13 protein-coding genes and 1 riboswitch are annotated in these 15,982 nt (G+C 70.6%); of the genes, 9 read left to right on the top strand and 4 right to left on the bottom strand.

Features of this window, described 5'->3' with window-relative positions; translation table 11 throughout:
* Positions 1-109 precede the first annotated feature (109 nt).
* Entirely contained in the window at positions 110-1,585 is a 1,476-nt protein-coding gene (locus tag OID54_RS12020; RefSeq protein WP_329018058.1) for a glycosyltransferase family 4 protein, read from the bottom strand.
* 207 nt (positions 1,586-1,792) lie between these two features.
* Between OID54_RS12020 and OID54_RS12025 the strand changes: the two genes are divergently transcribed.
* From OID54_RS12025 to OID54_RS12055, 7 genes are all read left to right on the top strand, one after another.
* Positions 1,793-2,455 (top strand): TetR family transcriptional regulator, encoded by a 663-nt coding sequence (locus OID54_RS12025; RefSeq protein ID WP_329018061.1) that lies wholly within the window; start codon positions 1,793-1,795, stop codon positions 2,453-2,455.
* Between the two features lie 375 nt (positions 2,456-2,830).
* A riboswitch (cobalamin riboswitch) is annotated at positions 2,831-2,901 on the top strand.
* Between the two features lie 132 nt (positions 2,902-3,033).
* On the top strand, positions 3,034-4,260 hold the full coding sequence (locus OID54_RS12030; protein WP_329018064.1) for a prenyltransferase/squalene oxidase repeat-containing protein: 1,227 nt from the start codon (positions 3,034-3,036) through the stop codon (positions 4,258-4,260).
* Entirely contained in the window at positions 4,260-4,916 is a 657-nt protein-coding gene (locus OID54_RS12035; protein ID WP_329018067.1) for an SCO2322 family protein, read from the top strand. Before OID54_RS12030 ends, OID54_RS12035 begins: the two co-directional genes overlap by 1 nt.
* Positions 4,913-6,226: a CbiQ family ECF transporter T component gene (locus tag OID54_RS12040; protein ID WP_329018070.1), complete on the top strand. Its 1,314-nt coding sequence runs from the start codon at positions 4,913-4,915 to the stop codon at positions 6,224-6,226. The genes OID54_RS12035 and OID54_RS12040 overlap by 4 nt, the downstream gene beginning before the upstream one ends.
* Positions 6,223-7,881, top strand: a complete 1,659-nt coding sequence (locus OID54_RS12045) for an ABC transporter ATP-binding protein (RefSeq protein ID WP_329018073.1) — start codon at positions 6,223-6,225, stop codon at positions 7,879-7,881. The genes OID54_RS12040 and OID54_RS12045 overlap by 4 nt, the downstream gene beginning before the upstream one ends.
* A 5-nt stretch (positions 7,882-7,886) precedes the next feature.
* Positions 7,887-8,741, top strand: coding sequence for an ECF transporter S component (locus OID54_RS12050; RefSeq protein ID WP_329018075.1), 855 nt, complete (start codon positions 7,887-7,889; stop codon positions 8,739-8,741).
* Between the two features lie 284 nt (positions 8,742-9,025).
* Positions 9,026-9,466 (top strand): transglycosylase SLT domain-containing protein, encoded by a 441-nt coding sequence (locus tag OID54_RS12055; RefSeq protein ID WP_329018078.1) that lies wholly within the window; start codon positions 9,026-9,028, stop codon positions 9,464-9,466.
* A 278-nt stretch (positions 9,467-9,744) separates the two neighbouring features.
* Here the strand turns inward: OID54_RS12055 and OID54_RS12060 are convergent, their stop codons facing one another.
* The gene (locus OID54_RS12060; protein ID WP_329018081.1) at positions 9,745-11,859 is read right to left on the bottom strand and encodes a bifunctional glycosyltransferase 87/phosphatase PAP2 family protein; all 2,115 of its coding nucleotides are present in this window, start codon (positions 11,857-11,859) and stop codon (positions 9,745-9,747) included.
* 452 nt (positions 11,860-12,311) lie between these two features.
* Here OID54_RS12060 and OID54_RS12065 point away from each other — a divergent pair, with 452 nt between their 5' ends.
* Positions 12,312-13,037, top strand: a complete 726-nt coding sequence (locus OID54_RS12065; protein WP_329018084.1) for an O-methyltransferase — start codon at positions 12,312-12,314, stop codon at positions 13,035-13,037.
* Here the strand turns inward: OID54_RS12065 and OID54_RS12070 are convergent.
* Both OID54_RS12070 and tnpA read right to left on the bottom strand, forming a co-directional pair.
* A complete protein-coding gene (locus OID54_RS12070; protein ID WP_329018087.1) occupies positions 13,034-14,155 on the bottom strand; it encodes a serpin family protein in 1,122 nt (373 codons plus the stop codon). The genes OID54_RS12065 and OID54_RS12070 overlap by 4 nt on opposite strands.
* A gap of 83 nt (positions 14,156-14,238) precedes the next feature.
* A complete protein-coding gene (tnpA, locus tag OID54_RS12075) occupies positions 14,239-14,667 on the bottom strand; it encodes an IS200/IS605 family transposase (RefSeq protein ID WP_329018090.1) in 429 nt (142 codons plus the stop codon).
* Positions 14,668-14,718: 51 nt separating this feature from the next.
* On the opposite strand from tnpA, the gene OID54_RS12080 reads away from it, so the two are divergent.
* Positions 14,719-15,918 (top strand): RNA-guided endonuclease InsQ/TnpB family protein, encoded by a 1,200-nt coding sequence (locus OID54_RS12080; protein ID WP_329018093.1) that lies wholly within the window; start codon positions 14,719-14,721, stop codon positions 15,916-15,918.
* Positions 15,919-15,982: the final 64 nt, after the last annotated feature.

Here is a 15,982-nt window from a genome sequence, read left to right on the forward strand (position 1 = left end):
AACGGCAACAACAGTGTCAACGAGACCGGCGACAACGGCTGGGACGGCAGAGGCAACAGGGGTACGGAGCACGGCCGCCGGGATCGGGGCGTCCGGCCGGTGGACGATGTCACCGGATGGTCCTCGCGATCGCCGCCCGGTACAACTCGACCGTGCCCTGGGCCGCTTTCGCCCAGGTAAACCGTTCCAGCACCCGCTGTCGGCCGGCCTCACCGAGTCGGGCCCGCAACGCCTGGTCCGACAGCAGTCGGCAGAGCGCGGCGGAGAGCGCGCCCGCATCGCCCGGGGGGACGGCCAGACAGGTGCGTCCGTCGGGCCCGGCCACCTCGGGGATGGCGCCACCCGTGGTGGCCACCAGCGGTGTCCCGGTGGCCATCGCCTCGGCCGCGGGCAGCGAGAACCCCTCGTACAGCGACGGTACGCAGGCCACTTGCGCACCGCGGACCAGATCGACGAGTTCGGGGTCGGAGATGCCCTTGACGAACTCGACGGCGTCACCGAGTCCGTACCGTTCGATCAGTCGGGCGACCGGCCCGTCCTCGGCACGCTTGCCCACGACCACCAGATGGGCCGCGGGGTGTTCGGTGCGGACCTTGGCCAGGGCCTCCACGAGATGGACGAGGCCCTTCAGGGGTACGTCGGCGCTGGAGGTGGCGACGATCCTCCCGGGCACCTCGGGGACGGTGGGGTCCGGTGCGAAGAGGTCCGTGTCGGCGCCGATATGAACGACCCCGATGCGCTCCTGCGCGACCCCGAGGTGCTCGACGATCTCGTCCCGGGAGGTCCCAGAGACGGTCACCACGGAGGGCAGCCGCCTGGCGACGCGCTTTTGCATCCGGGTGAAGCCGTACCAACGGCGTACGGACGCCCGTCTGCGCCAGTCGGCGGCGGCGTCCAGGTCCAGCCGGCGGTCCACCGTGATCGGATGGTGGACGGTGGTGACCAGTGGCGCACCGAGATCCCTCAACAGCCCGTACCCAAGGGTCTGGTTGTCGTGCACGACATCGAACTGTCCGCGCCGCGCAGCCAGATGGCGGCCCGCGCGCAGGGAGAACGTCAGCGGCTCGGGAAACCCACCGGTCCACATGGTGGCGACTTCGAGCCCGTCGATCCAGTCGCGGTATTCATCGCGGGCGGGCGTGCGGAACGGATCGGGGCTGCGGTACAGATCGAGGCTCGGCAGTTCCGTGAGCACCACTCCGTCGTCGAGGACGGGATAGGGCTGGGCACCGATGACCTCGACGCTGTGCCCGAGGCGGGCCAACTCGCGCGACAGGTGCCGTACGTAGACACCCTGACCGCCGCAGTACGGATTGCCCTTGTAGCTGAGCAGTGCGATGCGCAGCGGTTTGTCACCGGGGCCTGCGGCGGCGGTGCCGGGCGCGGCCGAGCCGGGGTCGGGAACCGTGGGGGCAGCGGGTGGGGCGGCGGCACCGGAGGACGAGGTGGCCGGCAGGGCGGGGCCGGCCGGTTCGGCGGCGAGTTGACCGACGTGCTGGCCGGGCCCGGAATCCGATCCCGCACCCGAGTCCGACCCTGAGTCGGGCCTCCGATGAGGGCCGGCCTCAATGGCCTCAGCGGTCACTCGGGGCCCCCTTCTGGCTGCGTTTCGCGCGAGCGTAACCGCTGGCGCTAATCTAGAACAAGTTTCAGACTTGATCGTCCAAGGATTCGAATCTACCCGCAGGTAGTCCCGCTGTAAGGACCGGATCAGGTGATTCGCGCCACGGCGAAAGCGCTGCCAGGCCGTGCGCCCTGGACGTGCGTCGAACAGGACAAATGGAACGGACACATGACAGTCGCAGCCAAGTCGCCCGGGCCCCCGCCCACCTCCCTGACGCAGCGCCAGGAAGCACGCCGCCGCAGCATTCTGGACGCCAGTACCCAACTCGCCGGCCGGGGCGGATTCGACGCGGTGCAGATGCGGGAGGTCGCCGAGAGGTCCGGCGTCGCCCTCGGAACCCTCTACCGGTACTTCCCGTCCAAGATCCATCTACTGGTCGCGATCATGCAGGACCAGCTCGACCATCTGCACACCACCTTGCGCAAGCGTCCCCCGGCCGGGACCGGCCCGGCCGAGCGGGTCGCGGAGACACTGATGCGCGCCTTCCGTGCACTCCAACGCGAACCGCAGCTCGCGGACGCCATGGTGCGTGCCCTGACCTTCGCCGATCGCAGCGTCAGCGCCGAGGTGGATCGGGTCTCGCAGCAGACCACGGCGATCATCCTGGACGCCATGGCGGTGGCCGAGCCCACCGCCGCCCAACTCTCCGCGGTCCGGGTGGTGGAGCACACCTGGCACGCCGCGCTGATCACCTGGCTCTCCGGGCGGGCGTCCATCGCACAGGTGCGGGCGGACATCGAGACGGTGTGTCAACTCCTCGAACTGGCCGAGTCCGAGCCGGCGACGACGGACGGGGCCACCAAGGCGGGCGGGCGGAACAGGTCGGCCTGAACTGGCGGGTGAATCCCCCGCCGCCGCCGGACCACCGGCCGCACTGCCCGAGGGCGACGATCACCCCTCGGCTACCCACGCAGTCACACTTTGCCTCCCGGGCCTACCTCGCCCCGTCGCCCCCAGACCCGAGCACCCTGCCCCCGTGCCTCTGTGCCCTATGCCGGGGCGGACCTCCAGCCCCCTCGCCTCAGCGCGCGGCCGGCTCATGGCCCCATGGACCGACCCGACCCGACCCCAACCCGACCCCGATCCGGGTTCGCCGGTGCGGGCGGGGCGCATGGGGGCGCCGCTGCCCGTGAAGCCGAGATGGCCGCTCCACCCCCCGGGTCACCGCCGGTACAGTAGGCAGGTCGTCATCACACCCGTACAGGGGGAAGCCGGTGCAAATCCGGCACTGACCCGCAGCCGTGAGCCGCCACACCATCAGCGGTGAGTCGGAATGCTCTGTACGCGGCCGTGACCGGCTTGCGCCACCGGCAACCGCCGGTGACCGGCACCGTCGAGGAATACGGAACCGGAGCCCTGGTGCCTGATCGTGCCCGTGCCCGGCTCCCGCAGGAGAGGCACCGCCCGTCATGACCACCGTCCGCCGTAGCGCCGCAGCGCTCGCCGTCACCGCCGTCATCGGCGCGGCCATCGCCTCCGCCGCCGCTCCGGCCGCCTTCGCGGCGCCCACCCCCACTCCGTCCGCTGCTGCGCTGCCGCCCGGCCTGTACGGCAAGGGCGACCCGGCGTACGACGGCGTCTGGCGCCAGTCGCTCGCCCTGCTCGCCCTGGACACCGAGGACGTCAAGCCCGCCACCGCCGCGGTGGACTGGCTGACCGGCCAGCAGTGCGACAGCGGCGCGTTCCCCTCGTACCGCGCGGACACCAAGGCCGACTGCGGGGCCAAGCTGCCGCTGGACTCCAATGCGACCGCCGCGGCGGTCCAGGCGCTCACCGCGGTCGGCGGCCAGGACAAGACCGTGGAGAAGTCCGTCGACTGGTTGAAGTCGGTGCAGAACACGGACGGCGGCTGGAGCTACAACCCCGGGGGTGCGAGTGACGCCAACTCCACCGCCGTGGTGATCGGTGCACTCGCGGCTGCGGGCGAGAAGCCGGCGGACGTGAAGTCCAAGGGCGGGAAGTCCCCGTACGACGCACTGCTCACCTTCGCCCAGCCGTGCGGCGGAACCAACGGCGGGGCGTTCGTCTACCAGCCTGCGATGCCCGGACTGGTGGGCGACTCGACCGCCGCCGCCGTGATCGGGGCGCACGGCAAGGGCCTCGCAGCCGAGCCCGAGAACGCCAAGAGCACCGATGCGCAGGGCACCGCCTGCAAGCCCGCCACCACCATCGAGGGCGCCGCGCACAACGGCGGCACCTATCTCGCCACCGCACTCGCCAAGACCGGCTACCTCACCACTCCCCCGATGCCCGGCTCCGACGACCCGAAGGAGAAGCCCGACTTCGGCAACACCGCCGACGCCGTGGTCGCCCTCCAGGTCCAGGGCCTCAGCGAACAGGCGAAGAAGTCGCTGGCCTGGTTGGAGGCCGACTCGGCGGGTTGGGCCAAGGAGTCCGGTCCGGCCGCGTATGCACAGTTGATCTTCGCTGCGAACGCCGCGGACACCGATCCCGAAAAGTTCGGCGGCAAGGACCTGGTCGCCGAACTGACCGCGCTCGGCCCCGAGCCCCAGCAGGACGAGAAGGATGAGAAGGACGATTCGGGGATCGCCGTCTGGTGGATCGTCGGCGCGTTCTTCGCCGCCAGTGTGGGTGTGGGCATCCTGTTCAGCGGCCGTCGCAAGAACCAGAGCTGATGCGCGGCCGGGTCCTCGCGCTCGTCCTCGCGCTCGGGGCGGCGCTGACCGTGCTCGGAGCGGGGCCCGCCCAGGCCGCGGGATACCGCTACTGGTCGTTCTGGCTGGGCGATGGCACCACCTGGACGTACGCCACCGAGGGCCCGGCGAGCGCCCGACCTGCGGACGGTTCGGTGACCGGCTACCGGTTCTCGGTGAGCGAGGACAGTTCGGACTCGGCCCGGCCGCGTCGGGAACCCGACTTCGCGGCCATCTGTGCCGCGACACCCGCAAAGCCGGACGCCAAGCGCCTGGCCCTGGTCATCGACCCGGGCACGCTGAAAGACGCCCCGGCCGGGGAACGCCCGCCGCCGCTGCGTACCGCCTGCGCCCAGGTGCCCAAGGCCGCCACGGCCGCCGATGCACTGGCAGCCGTCGCCAAACCGCTGCGCTACAACAGCCAGGCGCTGCTGTGCGCGATCTCGGGCTATCCGCGCGCGGGCTGCGGCGAACAGGTCGCGGGAGACCGACCCACGGCCGCCGCCTCATCCACGGCGGACGGTGGCAGCGACGAAAACACCGACGGCGGCCCCTCCGTGGGGGTTCTCGCAGGTGTGGCGGCGATCCTGGCGCTGGGAGGGGCGGCGCTGTGGCAGTCCCGTCGTCGTAGGCGATGAAGGAAACACCCACGAACCGGCTATCGGCCGACCACACGCCTGCCAACAGGACGCCGGCGAACCGGCCACCGGGGGAAGGTCACACCCGCCCCCACCCACGGCTCGCCACCCGGACCCCCGCCCGGGGCGAACTGCCGACGGAACACTCGACCGCGGACCCGAGCCCCTCCGGACCCGGTGGGCGCGGCCCCTGGTGGACACGGCTGCGGGCACCCGAGGCCGACCGGCGCAACGCACTGCACCCCGGTGCCTGGTGGCTGTGGGCCCTCGGGCTCGCCACCGCCGCGTCCCGCACCACCAATCCCCTGCTCCTCGGGCTGCTGGTGGCCGTCGCCGGCTATGTCGTCGCCGCCCGGCGCACGGACGCCCCCTGGGCCCGCTCCTATGCGGCGTTCGTCAAGCTCGGACTGTTCGTCATCGCCGTGCGCGTCCTGTTCTCGGTCGCCCTCGGCTCTCCCATCCCCGGCTCCCACACCCTGCTCGACCTGCCCGAAGTTCCGCTCCCCGACTGGGCGCAGGGCATCCGCATCGGTGGACGGATCACCGCGGAACAGGTGGTCTTCGCCCTGTACGACGGTGCGAAGCTCGCCACCCTGCTGATCTGCGTCGGTGCGGCCAACGCCCTCGCCAACCCGGCCCGGCTCCTCAAGTCCCTGCCGGGCGCGCTGTACGAGGTCGGTGTCGCCGTCGTCGTCGCCATGACGTTCGCACCCAATCTGGTCACCGACATCGGCCGACTGCGGACCGCCAGACGGCTGCGCGGTCGACGTTCCGGCGGCATCAGGGCCGTCGCCCAGATCGGGCTGCCCGTGCTGGAAGGCGCCCTGGAGCGTTCCATCGCCGTCGCAGCCTCCATGGACGCGCGTGGCTACGGGCGCAGTGCACAGGTGCCGCCCGCGGTGCGACACACCACCACGGCGCTCACCCTCGGCGGTCTGCTGGGGGTGTGCGCCGGCTCCTACGCCCTGCTGGCGGCGGAGGGTGGCTCGTACGCAATACCACTGCTGGGTGCGGGGCTCCTCGCCGCCGTCGCCGGGCTGCGGCTCGGCGGTCGCCGCTCGGTGCGCACCCGCTACCGGCCCGACCGGTTCGGTCCGCGGTCCTGGTGGGTCGCCGCCTCCGGTGCCGCGGTCGCCGTCCTGATGATCTGGGCCGGGTCCCACTCCCCCGACGCCCTGCATCCCTCGGTCGTGCCGCTGGTCGCCCCCGCGCTGCCGTTGTGGCCGGCCCTGTCGATCCTCATCGGGTTGCTGCCCGCGTTCATCGCGCCCGTACCGTCTCTGGCCCCGGCCCCCAAGGAGTCCTGGTGATTCGCTTCGAGCAGGTGTCGGTGACGTACGCCGACGCCGGGGCGCCGACCGTCGCCCATATCGACCTCACCGTCCCCGAGGGTGAGTTGGTGCTGCTCGTCGGCCCGTCGGGCGTGGGCAAGTCGACCCTGCTCGGGACGGTGTGCGGATTGGTGCCGCACTTCACGGGCGGCACCCTGCGCGGTCGGGTGACCGTCGACGGCCGCGACACCCGGACCCACAAGCCGCGGGAACTCGCCGACCTCGTCGGCACCGTGGGCCAGGATCCGCTGGCCCACTTCGTCACCGACACCGTCGAGGACGAACTCGCCTACGGCATGGAGTCCCTCGGCGTCGCACCCTCCGTGATGCGCCGCCGTGTCGAGGAGACCTTGGATCTGCTCGGGCTCGCGGAACTCCGCGACCGTCCCATCGCCACCCTCTCCGGCGGCCAACAGCAGCGCGTCGCCATCGGTTCGGTGCTCACCACCCACCCGAAGGTGCTGGTGCTGGACGAGCCGACCTCGGCGCTGGATCCGGCAGCCGCGGAAGAGGTGCTGGCCGTGCTGCAACGGCTCGTCCATGACCTGGGCACCACGGTACTGATGGCCGAACACCGGCTGGAGCGAGTGGTGCAGTACGCGGACCAGGTGATCCTCCTGCCCGAACCGGGCGCCGCTCCGACCATGGGCGCGCCTGCCGATGTGATGGCCGTTTCCCCGGTGTACCCGCCGGTGGTTGCGCTCGGGCGGCTCGCGCACTGGTCGCCGTTGCCGCTGTCGGTGCGGGACGCACGCCGACGGGCCGCAGCGCTGCGCGAGCAGTTGGCCGAAGAACCCGGCGAGAACCGCGCCGCACCCACGGCCGACCCTGCACCCACCGCCCACCCCGCACCCACCGCGACGGAGGTCGCTCGCATCCGGGGACTCAGCGTGCGACGGGGACGCGCGGAGACACTGCGCGGCATCGACCTGAGCTTCACCCGCGGGGAGACCGTGGCCCTGATGGGCCGCAACGGCGCCGGCAAGTCCACCCTGCTCGGCACGCTCGTGGGCATGGTGGTTCCGGCCTCGGGAAGCGTGGACGTCGGTGGGCTCACCCCGCACCGGGCGGCTCCCGCCGAACTGATCCGTCGCGTCGGCCTCGTCCCACAGGAGCCGCGGGACCTGTTGTACGCGGACACCGTGGCCGCCGAGTGCGCGGCGGCGGACGCCGACGCGGGCGCGGACCCCGGAGCCTGCCGTGCCCTGGTGAGCGAACTCCTGCCGGGCGTGGCCGACGACACCCATCCACGGGACCTCTCGGAGGGGCAGCGGCTGGCACTGGCGCTGGCGATCGTGCTCACGGGCCGGCCGCCCCTGCTGCTGTTGGACGAGCCGACCCGCGGTCTGGACTACGCGGCCAAGGCACGGCTGGCCACGATCTTGAAGTCGCTCGCCGGGGACGGCCATGCCGTGGTGCTGGCGACGCACGATGTGGAGTTGGCCGCGGAACTCGCCGACCGCGTCCTCATCATGGCCGACGGCGAGATCGTCGCGGACGGGCCGACCGCCGAGGTGGTGGTGTCGTCGCCGGCGTTCGCACCGCAGACGGCGAAGGTCCTCGCCCCCCAGCAGTGGCTGACCGTGTCCGAGGTCGAACGGGCACTGGCCCGGCGTTCGAGGGACCACGGGTGAGGGCCGTGGACGCACAGCGGTCCGCGCGGCCCGTACGGCTCGGCCCTCGGTCGATCGCCGCCCTGGTGCTCATCAGCGCCGTGGGAGTGGTGGCCTTCGGCTGGCCGTTGCTCGCCGACGAGCGCTCCGGCCTCCATGACCACGCGGCCGACGCCCCCTGGCTGTTCGCCGCGCTGTTGCCGCTGCTGGTGGCCGTCGTCGTGGCCACGATCGCCGATACGGGAATGGATGCCAAAGCGGTGGCCATGCTCGGGGTGTTGGCAGCGGTGGGGGCGGCCCTGCGTCCCCTGGGCGCGGGCACGGCCGGCCTGGAACCCATGTTCTTCCTGATGGTGCTCAGCGGTCGGGTGCTGGGCCCCGGGTTCGGTTTCGTCCTGGGCGCGGTGACCATGTTCGCGTCCGCACTGCTCACCGGTGGGGTCGGACCCTGGATGCCGTTCCAGATGCTGGCGATGGGCTGGTTCACGATGGGCGTGGGGCTGCTGCCGGGGCCCGACCGCATCCGGGGCCGCGCCGAAGTGCTGATGCTCGGTCTGTACGGGACGGTGGCCGCCTTCGCCTACGGCACGGTCATGAACCTCCAGGGCTGGACGTATCTCCAGGGGGTGTCGTCGAATATCTCGTTCCACCCGGGGGACCCGCTGTCCGAGAACCTGGTGCGGTTCCTGACCTACTGCCTGCTGACGTCGATGGGCTGGGACCTGGGCCGGGCGGTGATCACCCTCGTCCTCACCCTCACCTTGGGGCCGGCGATTCTGAAGGCGCTGCGGCGGGCGACACGACGTGCGGCGTTCGAGGCCCAGGTCACATTTGACGCCCCTCAGGGGAGCGTCGACCGTGAGCCGCCCCACAGGGCTTAGGGCCTCTACGAAAGGGCCTAGGAGATCCCGTGCGGGGCCGGCGTACCGCGGTGACCAGGGCATACGGGAAGAGTGGCGGCGCTTCGCCGGGAGCCGGTTGCGAGGCGGACTAGTACCGGGGCTCGTTGCCACCGCTTCCGCGGGCCGCTAACACTGGTCCGGTCGCTCAGTGCGCTGCCCTCCCGCTCCGGCGGGAGGGCTCGCATCCACCGGCTTCCTCCTCCGTCGTACGGACGGGTCGGGCGCCGGGCGACAGCCCCCGTACCCGACGTTAGGTGCCGTTAGTGACCCGCTCCATCCTCAGCCGCATCGCCGTTCGCCCGAAGACCGCCCTGGTGGGCTCCGCCCTGGCGGTCACGTCCGCCGCGATGGTGATGGGTGTCAACGCTCCCACCGCATCGGCTGCTCCCAGCGCCGCGCCCGCCGCGGCCGAGGTCGCGTCCGCGAAGACGATCGCCAAGAAGATGATCAACGACGAGGCGCAGTTCCAGTGCTTCAGCAAGATCGTTGAGCGGGAGAGCAACTGGGACGCCGACGCGTCCAACCCGTCCAGCGGTGCCTACGGCCTGGTGCAGGCCCTGCCGGGCACCAAGATGGCCACCGCAGGCTCCGACTGGCGCACCAACCCGGCCACTCAGATCGAGTGGGGCCTTGACTACATGAAGGACCGCTACGGCAGCGCCTGCGGCGCCTGGTCCTCCTGGCAGGTCCAGGGCTGGTACTGACCCGGCCTGACCGCTGAGCGCACGTCCTTCCGGGCGTGCGCTCAGTCGTTTCTCCGGGCCCAGAGCGAGACCGGTCACCACCCCTGCGCGAGTCTGCTCGGGCCCGGAACGAAAGCAGGCCCGGAACGAAATCGGGCCCGGAACGAAATCGGGCCCGGCCACGGCTGCGGCCCGTCTCCGGTGGCGGGAAACGGGCCGTCGTCAGATCCTGGCAGGAGCGGCGATCCACCCCGGGGGCCAGGGTCTCCCCTGGCCCCCGGGGCCCCGCCAGGGCCCTGCTACTTCGGAACCGCGGGCTCGGCGCGCACTTCGCCTTCCGGGTCCTCGTGCCCCCCGCCGGCCATGGCCGGCTCCGGTGCCGCACTCGCCCGCCCACGGGCGACGGGAACGGACACCCGCTCGGGTTCCGGTTCGCGCGCACTCGGCAGCACCACCGGTACCCCGGGCAGCAGCTTGCGCCGACCGGAGAGCACATAGGTGAGCGCGAAGCCGATGCCCACCACCACCGCGCCGCCGACCGCATCGAGGATCCAGTGGTTCGCGGTACCGACGATCACGCAGAGCGTGATGAACGGGTGGATCAGTCCGAGCAGCTTCATCCACAGCTTCGGCGCCAACATCACGGCGACCACACCGCACCACAGCGACCAGCCGAAGTGGAGCGACGGCATCGCCGCGTACTGGTTGGTGACCGCGGTCATCGCACCGAACTCGGGCTTGCTCAGGTCCGCCGTCTTGTGGACGGTGTCGATGAAGCCCATGCCCGGCATCAGCCGTGGCGGCGAGAGCGGGTAGAACCAGAAGCCCACGAGCGCGAGCAGGGTCGCGAAGGCGAGCGCGGAACGCGCCCAGCGGTAGTCCCCCGGGCGGCGGATGTAGAGCAGGGCCAGGATGATCAACGGGATGGGGAAGTGGAACGAGGTGTAGTAGAAGTTGAAGAACGCCTCCAGCCACTCCACGTCCACCACGGCGTGGTTGAACCAGTGCTCGATGTCGAAGCCGAGCGCCTGCTCGATGGAGTGGATCTGCCGGCCGTGCTCCCTGGCCGCGTCCACACTGCCGGTGGCCTCCAGCCTGATCCTGGAGTAGATCGAGTACCCGGCCCTGATGACCATCAGTTCCAGCAGCAGATTGGGCCGGGTCACCACACGGCGCCAGAACGGCAGCAGCGGGATGCGGCTCCAGCGCGAGGGCGCCGGGGTGACGTACTCGGTGGGAACGGGACGCCGGAAGTGCGGAGAGGTCCGCGCCAGGAAGGGCACCGCGCAGGCAGCTGCGAGTGCCGCGATCAGTACGGCGTTGTGGCGGATCGGCTCCAGCACCACCATGTTCGGCAGCAGCATCTTGCTGGGCAGGGTGACCGTCAGCACGATCAGTACGGGCCACAGCATCCGGTCGGACGCCCGCTTGCCCACCCGGCCGACGGCCGCGAGCAGCAGCCACACCAACTGGTGCTGCCAGGTGGTGGGCGCCACGGCGATGGCAACGCATCCGACCACCGCCACGGCGAGCAGCAACTGTCCGTCCTGCGCGTACCGGACGGCCCTGCGCAGTCCGAACCACGCCACCGCGGCGGCCAGGACCAGATAGAGCGCTATCTCCAGCGGCCCTTCGAGACCGAAACGCAGCAGTGCGCCGTGCAGTGACTGGTTGGCCAGCCCGTCGGGGTGGCTGCCCAGTCCGGTGCCGGCGACATGGTCGAACCAGTACGTGGTGGAGTCGCTCGGCAGGGCGGCCCAGGCCAGCACGGTGCACACCGCGAAGGTGGCGCCTGAGGTGATCGCCGCGCGTCTGCGCCCGGTGAACCACAACAGCGGCGCGAACAGCAGCACCGTGGGTTGCAGGGCGGCGGCGACTCCGATGAGCAGCCCCGCCGCGCGCTCCTCGCGGACGGCGAGCACGCCCAGCAGCACCAGCAGCACCGGAATGACACTGATCTGCCCGAGGTGGAAGCTGTTGCGCACCGGTAGCGAGATCAGCAGCAGCACGATGGCGAGGGGAGCTGCAAGGAGGCCGCTGCGCCGGGACACCGGAGCGGGCAGCGAGCGTGCCACCAGCAGTCCTATGCCCGCGACCAGCAGTAGGGTGCCCAGGGTCCAGGCGATGCCGAGCGCCTGCTCGGCGGTCCGGGTGAGAGGGTTGAACAGCAGCCCCGCGAACGGGGTGCCGGTGAACCGGTCGTCCGTGTACAGCGAGCCGTCCAGATGGAGCCCGCCGTCCGGACCGACCCAGGTCTCCAGGTCCAGGAACCGCTCACCGGGGGGTTGACGGAGGACCATCGCTGTCTGTCGTATGGCGAGGACGGCGGCCACAAGCCATAGGGCGAGCCTGGCCGCGCCCAATCTTGAGTCCGTCGTTGCACTCCCGCGCACGCTGTGCTCCGCGTTCGCCACGTCGCGCCGCGCCTCCCCTACGTTCCGTTACCATCGTGGTCATCTGGCTCAGAGAGCCTCGCATTACCCGTCCCAAGAGACTGCGGCAACCCCCTCTTTGCCTGACAGTCATCCCGATTTGCTCGGATATCCGTCGGCGGGCGCCAGGTCGGGCGCGAAAGAGGTATGCGGGGGAACATACAAGACGTCGGACGTACGGTTTGCCAGGTCGGCTCTGATACGGGCCTGAAATCCCCGTCTCCGCGAAGGCCCTCCCGCACTCGACCGGCCCATGCCCACGCCGGCCGCCGTCCCTCGCGCACCGGAGGACGCACTCGTACCAAGTCGGGCGCATCCAGATAGTCCGGCAGCGCGATCCGGGGGTGCCGCCTGCTGTGCGGGCCGCGGAGAGTCCCGCAGCCGTCGTCGCGCGCCCATCCGTGGATCACGGGACAACCTTTAGGTTGTTGACCATGACGGAAAAGTTGCCCGAGGGATCACAGCACGCACACGACACCGCCGAGCAGGCCGCCCAAGAGCGGTGGGAGGCGGTGGACCGCTATCTCACCGACCTCCTGGCACCCGATGACGACGCATTGACGACGGCGCTCACGTCGAGCGAGTCGGCGGGGTTGCCGTCGATCGCGGTGGCGGGCAACCAGGGCAAGCTGCTGCATCTGCTGGCCGCCTCGATGGGCGCGCGCACGATCCTGGAAATCGGCACCCTGGGCGGCTACAGCACGATCTGGCTGGCGCGGGCGCTGCCCGACGGGGGTCGGCTGATCTCGCTGGAGTACAGCCCGGAGCACGCCGAGGTGGCGCGGGGGAACCTGGCCCGCGCCGGACTCGACCACATCGCGGAGGTCCGCACGGGTGCGGCGCTGGAGACACTGCCGAAGCTGGCCGCCGAGCCCGGCGCGGGTCCGTTCGACCTGTTCTTCATCGACGCGGACAAGAAGAACAACCCGCACTACGTGGAGTGGGCGCTCAAGCTCTCCCGCCCCGGCAGCCTGATCATCGTCGACAACACCGTGCGGGGCGGGGCCGTGGTGGAACGGGACAGCACCGACCCTTCGGTGGTCGGCACACGGGAGATGTACGCGCTGGTGGCTCGGGAGCCACGACTGGACGCGACGGCGGTGCAGACGGTCGGGGTGAAGGGGTACGACGGGTTCCTGCTGGCGCGGGTCGTCTCCTAGGCCGTGGCGGGGGCCTGCGGACCTTTCGGAGCGCCCGACTGCCACCCCACGAACAGCGGGACCTCGCCGCTGCCGTCCATCACCGCAATGCCGAAGGGACGGTCGAAGGCGATCGTGACGATCTCGCGCGCAGGGCGCGGCGCCGCCGACCGTGCCATGAGTACGGCGGTGACCGCCGCGGCCCGCACCCCGAGTTCGCCGGCCTCGACGATCGACTCCTGCACGACCTGGCTGATCATGAGCGGCTCCGGAGAGAGCGCGGAGAAGTCTGCGGTCGAGGAGGTCGCCTCGCGCACCCCGAGCGCCGCCAGGTCCTTGGTGACGTCGCGGGTGGTGCGCAGGGCGAACCGGGGCAGCGCGAGGAGCAGCTGATCGCCCGCCACCGGGGCGGCCTCGGACTTTGGGGCCCAGGCCGCGGGCAGCACCTCGGCCGCGGACCTGCCTTCGGCGCCCAGGACGAGTCGGATCCGGGCTGGCTCACCGCCGTGTACGGGGGCGCAGGCGAGTTCCACGACGTACGAGCCCTCGACCGTCCATGCTTCTTCGCGCCGCAGCTCCCGATGCATCGTCGGGACGGTGTGGAGTCGTCCGAGCGCATCGCGGAAGGTGCACGGCCGGGTGCGGGCGGCATGGAAGGGCGTCGCCCAGCGCGCTGTGAGAACCAATGCGTTGACCAGGGCGAGAACAGTGGACGGCTCGATGGGGACGGGCAGTCGCTCGATGGCTCCGTCGGTGGCCTCCCGTACCCAGGCGTTGATCCGGGCGGGGTCGAGCGTGGTGGAGAAGCCGATGTCGGGCAGTGCGGCACGGAAGTCCTCGCGGAGCGGCACGGTGCTCCACACCTGGGTGGCCGTGGCCAGCGAGTCGGTCGCGGCCAGCGCGGCGGCGGCATCGGTGACCGCGGCGCCCGCCGGTGCACCGGCGACTTTGAGGAGTTGGGCGAGTTCGTCAGCGGTTCTGCCCCGGGCGCCCGATGCGATGGCCGCGAGGGCCAGCCAGAGCCCCGCGGGCGAGCAGACGAAGTCTCCGTCCCTCCGGGAGTCGAGCTGTTCGAGCCAGCGTTCCGCCAGGTCTCGTATCGCGCCGCCGTGGGTCCGCAGTCCCGTGATTCGTGCCATCGCTTCTTTCCCTGATCTTGCGTGGGTATCCCCGGCTTCAGCCGGGGAGGGAAACGCATCCTAGGACTGCTCTGACCGGCACCTTAGAGCGGACGTTTTTGCTGCTCGATGTACTGACGGATCACCGTGAGTGGTGCGCCGCCGCACGAGCCTGCGAAGTAGGAGCGGGACCAGAAGACGGAGCCCAGCCCGATGCGGTTGATGCGGCCGGTGTACTCGGCCCGCAGGTACCGGGAGCTGACGCCCTTGAGTGAGTTGATCAGCTTGGACAGCGCGATCTTCGGCGGGTAGTGCACGAGCAGGTGTACGTGATCGGTCTCGCCGTTGAACTCGCGCAGCTCGGTCTCGAACTTGTGGCAGACCTCCCGCATGATCTCCTCGCACCGTTTGAGCATCGCGTCATCGAAGATGCCCTTGCGGTACTTCGTGACGAACACCAAGTGAGCGTGCAGGTTGTAGGCGACGTGACGGCCAGTGCGGATATCAGGATTCGGTTCCCAGCGTGGTGACATACACCAAGCGTAGTATGATCACGCGAACCGACTTGGAAGGGGGTGGGCCGGATGATCCGTGCGTACAAGTTCCTCATGCGGCCCACCGTGGGCCAGGCCGCCGCGCTCGGCGAGATGCTGCGTGACCACTGCTCGCTCTACAACGGGGCGTTGCAGGAACGGCGTGACGCCTACCGGCACAGCTCGAAGACGAGCATCAAGTACGGGCAGCAGTCCGCCCAGCTCAAGGACATCCGAGTCTTCGACCCGGAACGCCAGGGGCGTTGGTCGTTCTCCTCGCAGCAGGCCACGCTTCGCCGTCTCGACAAGGCGTTCGCCGCGTTCTTCCGGCGCGTCAAGGCCGGGCAGACGCCCGGCTACCCGCGCTTCCGGGGCGTGGACTGGTTCGACACGGTGGACTTCCCCAAGGACGGCGACGGCTGCCGGTGGGACTCCACCCCGCACGACCTGGTCACCCGTGTCCGCTTCCAGGGCGTCGGCCACGTCAAGGTCAATCAGCATCGCGCCGTGGTCGGCAAGGTCAAGACCGTGTCGGTCAAGCGCGAGGGCCGTAAGTGGTTCGTCGTGCTGACCGCCGAGCAGGCCCAGCCCGAGCCGCTTCCCAAGACCGGGTCCGTGGTCGGCATCGACATGGGCATCGCCTCTTTTCTCACCACGTCCAACGGCGAGCACGTCGCCAACCCGCGTCACGCCCGGAAGGCCACCGCGAAGCTCGAAGCCGCACAGCAGGCTCTCAGCCGGTGTAAGCGCGGGTCGAAGCGCCGCCGCAAGGCTGTCGCCAAGGTCTCCACCCTGCACCGCAAGGTGCGCCGCCAGCGCCTCGACCACGCGCACAAGACCGCGCTCGGCCTGGTCCGCGAGCACGACCTGATAGCGCACGAAGACCTCAAGATCCGCAACATGGTCAAGGCCCCCGCCCCGAAGCCCGACCCCGAGACGCCGGGCGGCTTCCTGCCCAACGGGGCCGCTGCCAAGGCCGGGCTCAACCGTTCGATCTCGGATGCCGGATGGGGGGTGTTTCTGACGATCCTGCACGCCAAGGCTGAAAGCGCCGGACGGGAAGTGATCGCCGTGGACCCCCACAACACCTCCCGGACCTGCCCCGAATGCGGGCACGTCGCAGCGGAGAACCGGCCCACCCAGGAGAAGTTCCACTGCGTCTCGTGCGGCCACAGCGCGCACGCGGACACGGTGGGCGCCCAGAACGTTCTACGGGCCGGGCTGGTCCGTCGCGACGCCAACCCGGCATAGCGAGAAGCCCCCACGTTTACGTGAGGGAGGAGTCACGGGGAGTGATCGTAGAGCGACCGGCACG

This window comes from Streptomyces sp. NBC_00690, from assembly GCF_036226685.1.
GTDB lineage: Bacteria > Actinomycetota > Actinomycetes > Streptomycetales > Streptomycetaceae > Streptomyces.

Excerpts from the sequence above, each read along its gene's own strand:
- OID54_RS12030 (WP_329018064.1), top strand. The coding sequence starts at position 3,034 with ATGACCACCGTCCGCCGTAGCGCCGCAGCGCTCGCCGTCACCGCCGTC.
- OID54_RS12035 (WP_329018067.1), top strand. The coding sequence starts at position 4,260 with ATGCGCGGCCGGGTCCTCGCGCTCGTCCTCGCGCTCGGGGCGGCGCTG.
- OID54_RS12080 (WP_329018093.1), top strand. The coding sequence starts at position 14,719 with ATGATCCGTGCGTACAAGTTCCTCATGCGGCCCACCGTGGGCCAGGCC.
- tnpA (WP_329018090.1), bottom strand. The coding sequence starts at position 14,667 with ATGTCACCACGCTGGGAACCGAATCCTGATATCCGCACTGGCCGTCAC.
- OID54_RS12025 (WP_329018061.1), top strand. The coding sequence starts at position 1,793 with ATGACAGTCGCAGCCAAGTCGCCCGGGCCCCCGCCCACCTCCCTGACG.
- OID54_RS12065 (WP_329018084.1), top strand. The coding sequence starts at position 12,312 with ATGACGGAAAAGTTGCCCGAGGGATCACAGCACGCACACGACACCGCC.
- OID54_RS12070 (WP_329018087.1), bottom strand. The coding sequence starts at position 14,155 with ATGGCACGAATCACGGGACTGCGGACCCACGGCGGCGCGATACGAGAC.
- OID54_RS12040 (WP_329018070.1), top strand. The coding sequence starts at position 4,913 with ATGAAGGAAACACCCACGAACCGGCTATCGGCCGACCACACGCCTGCC.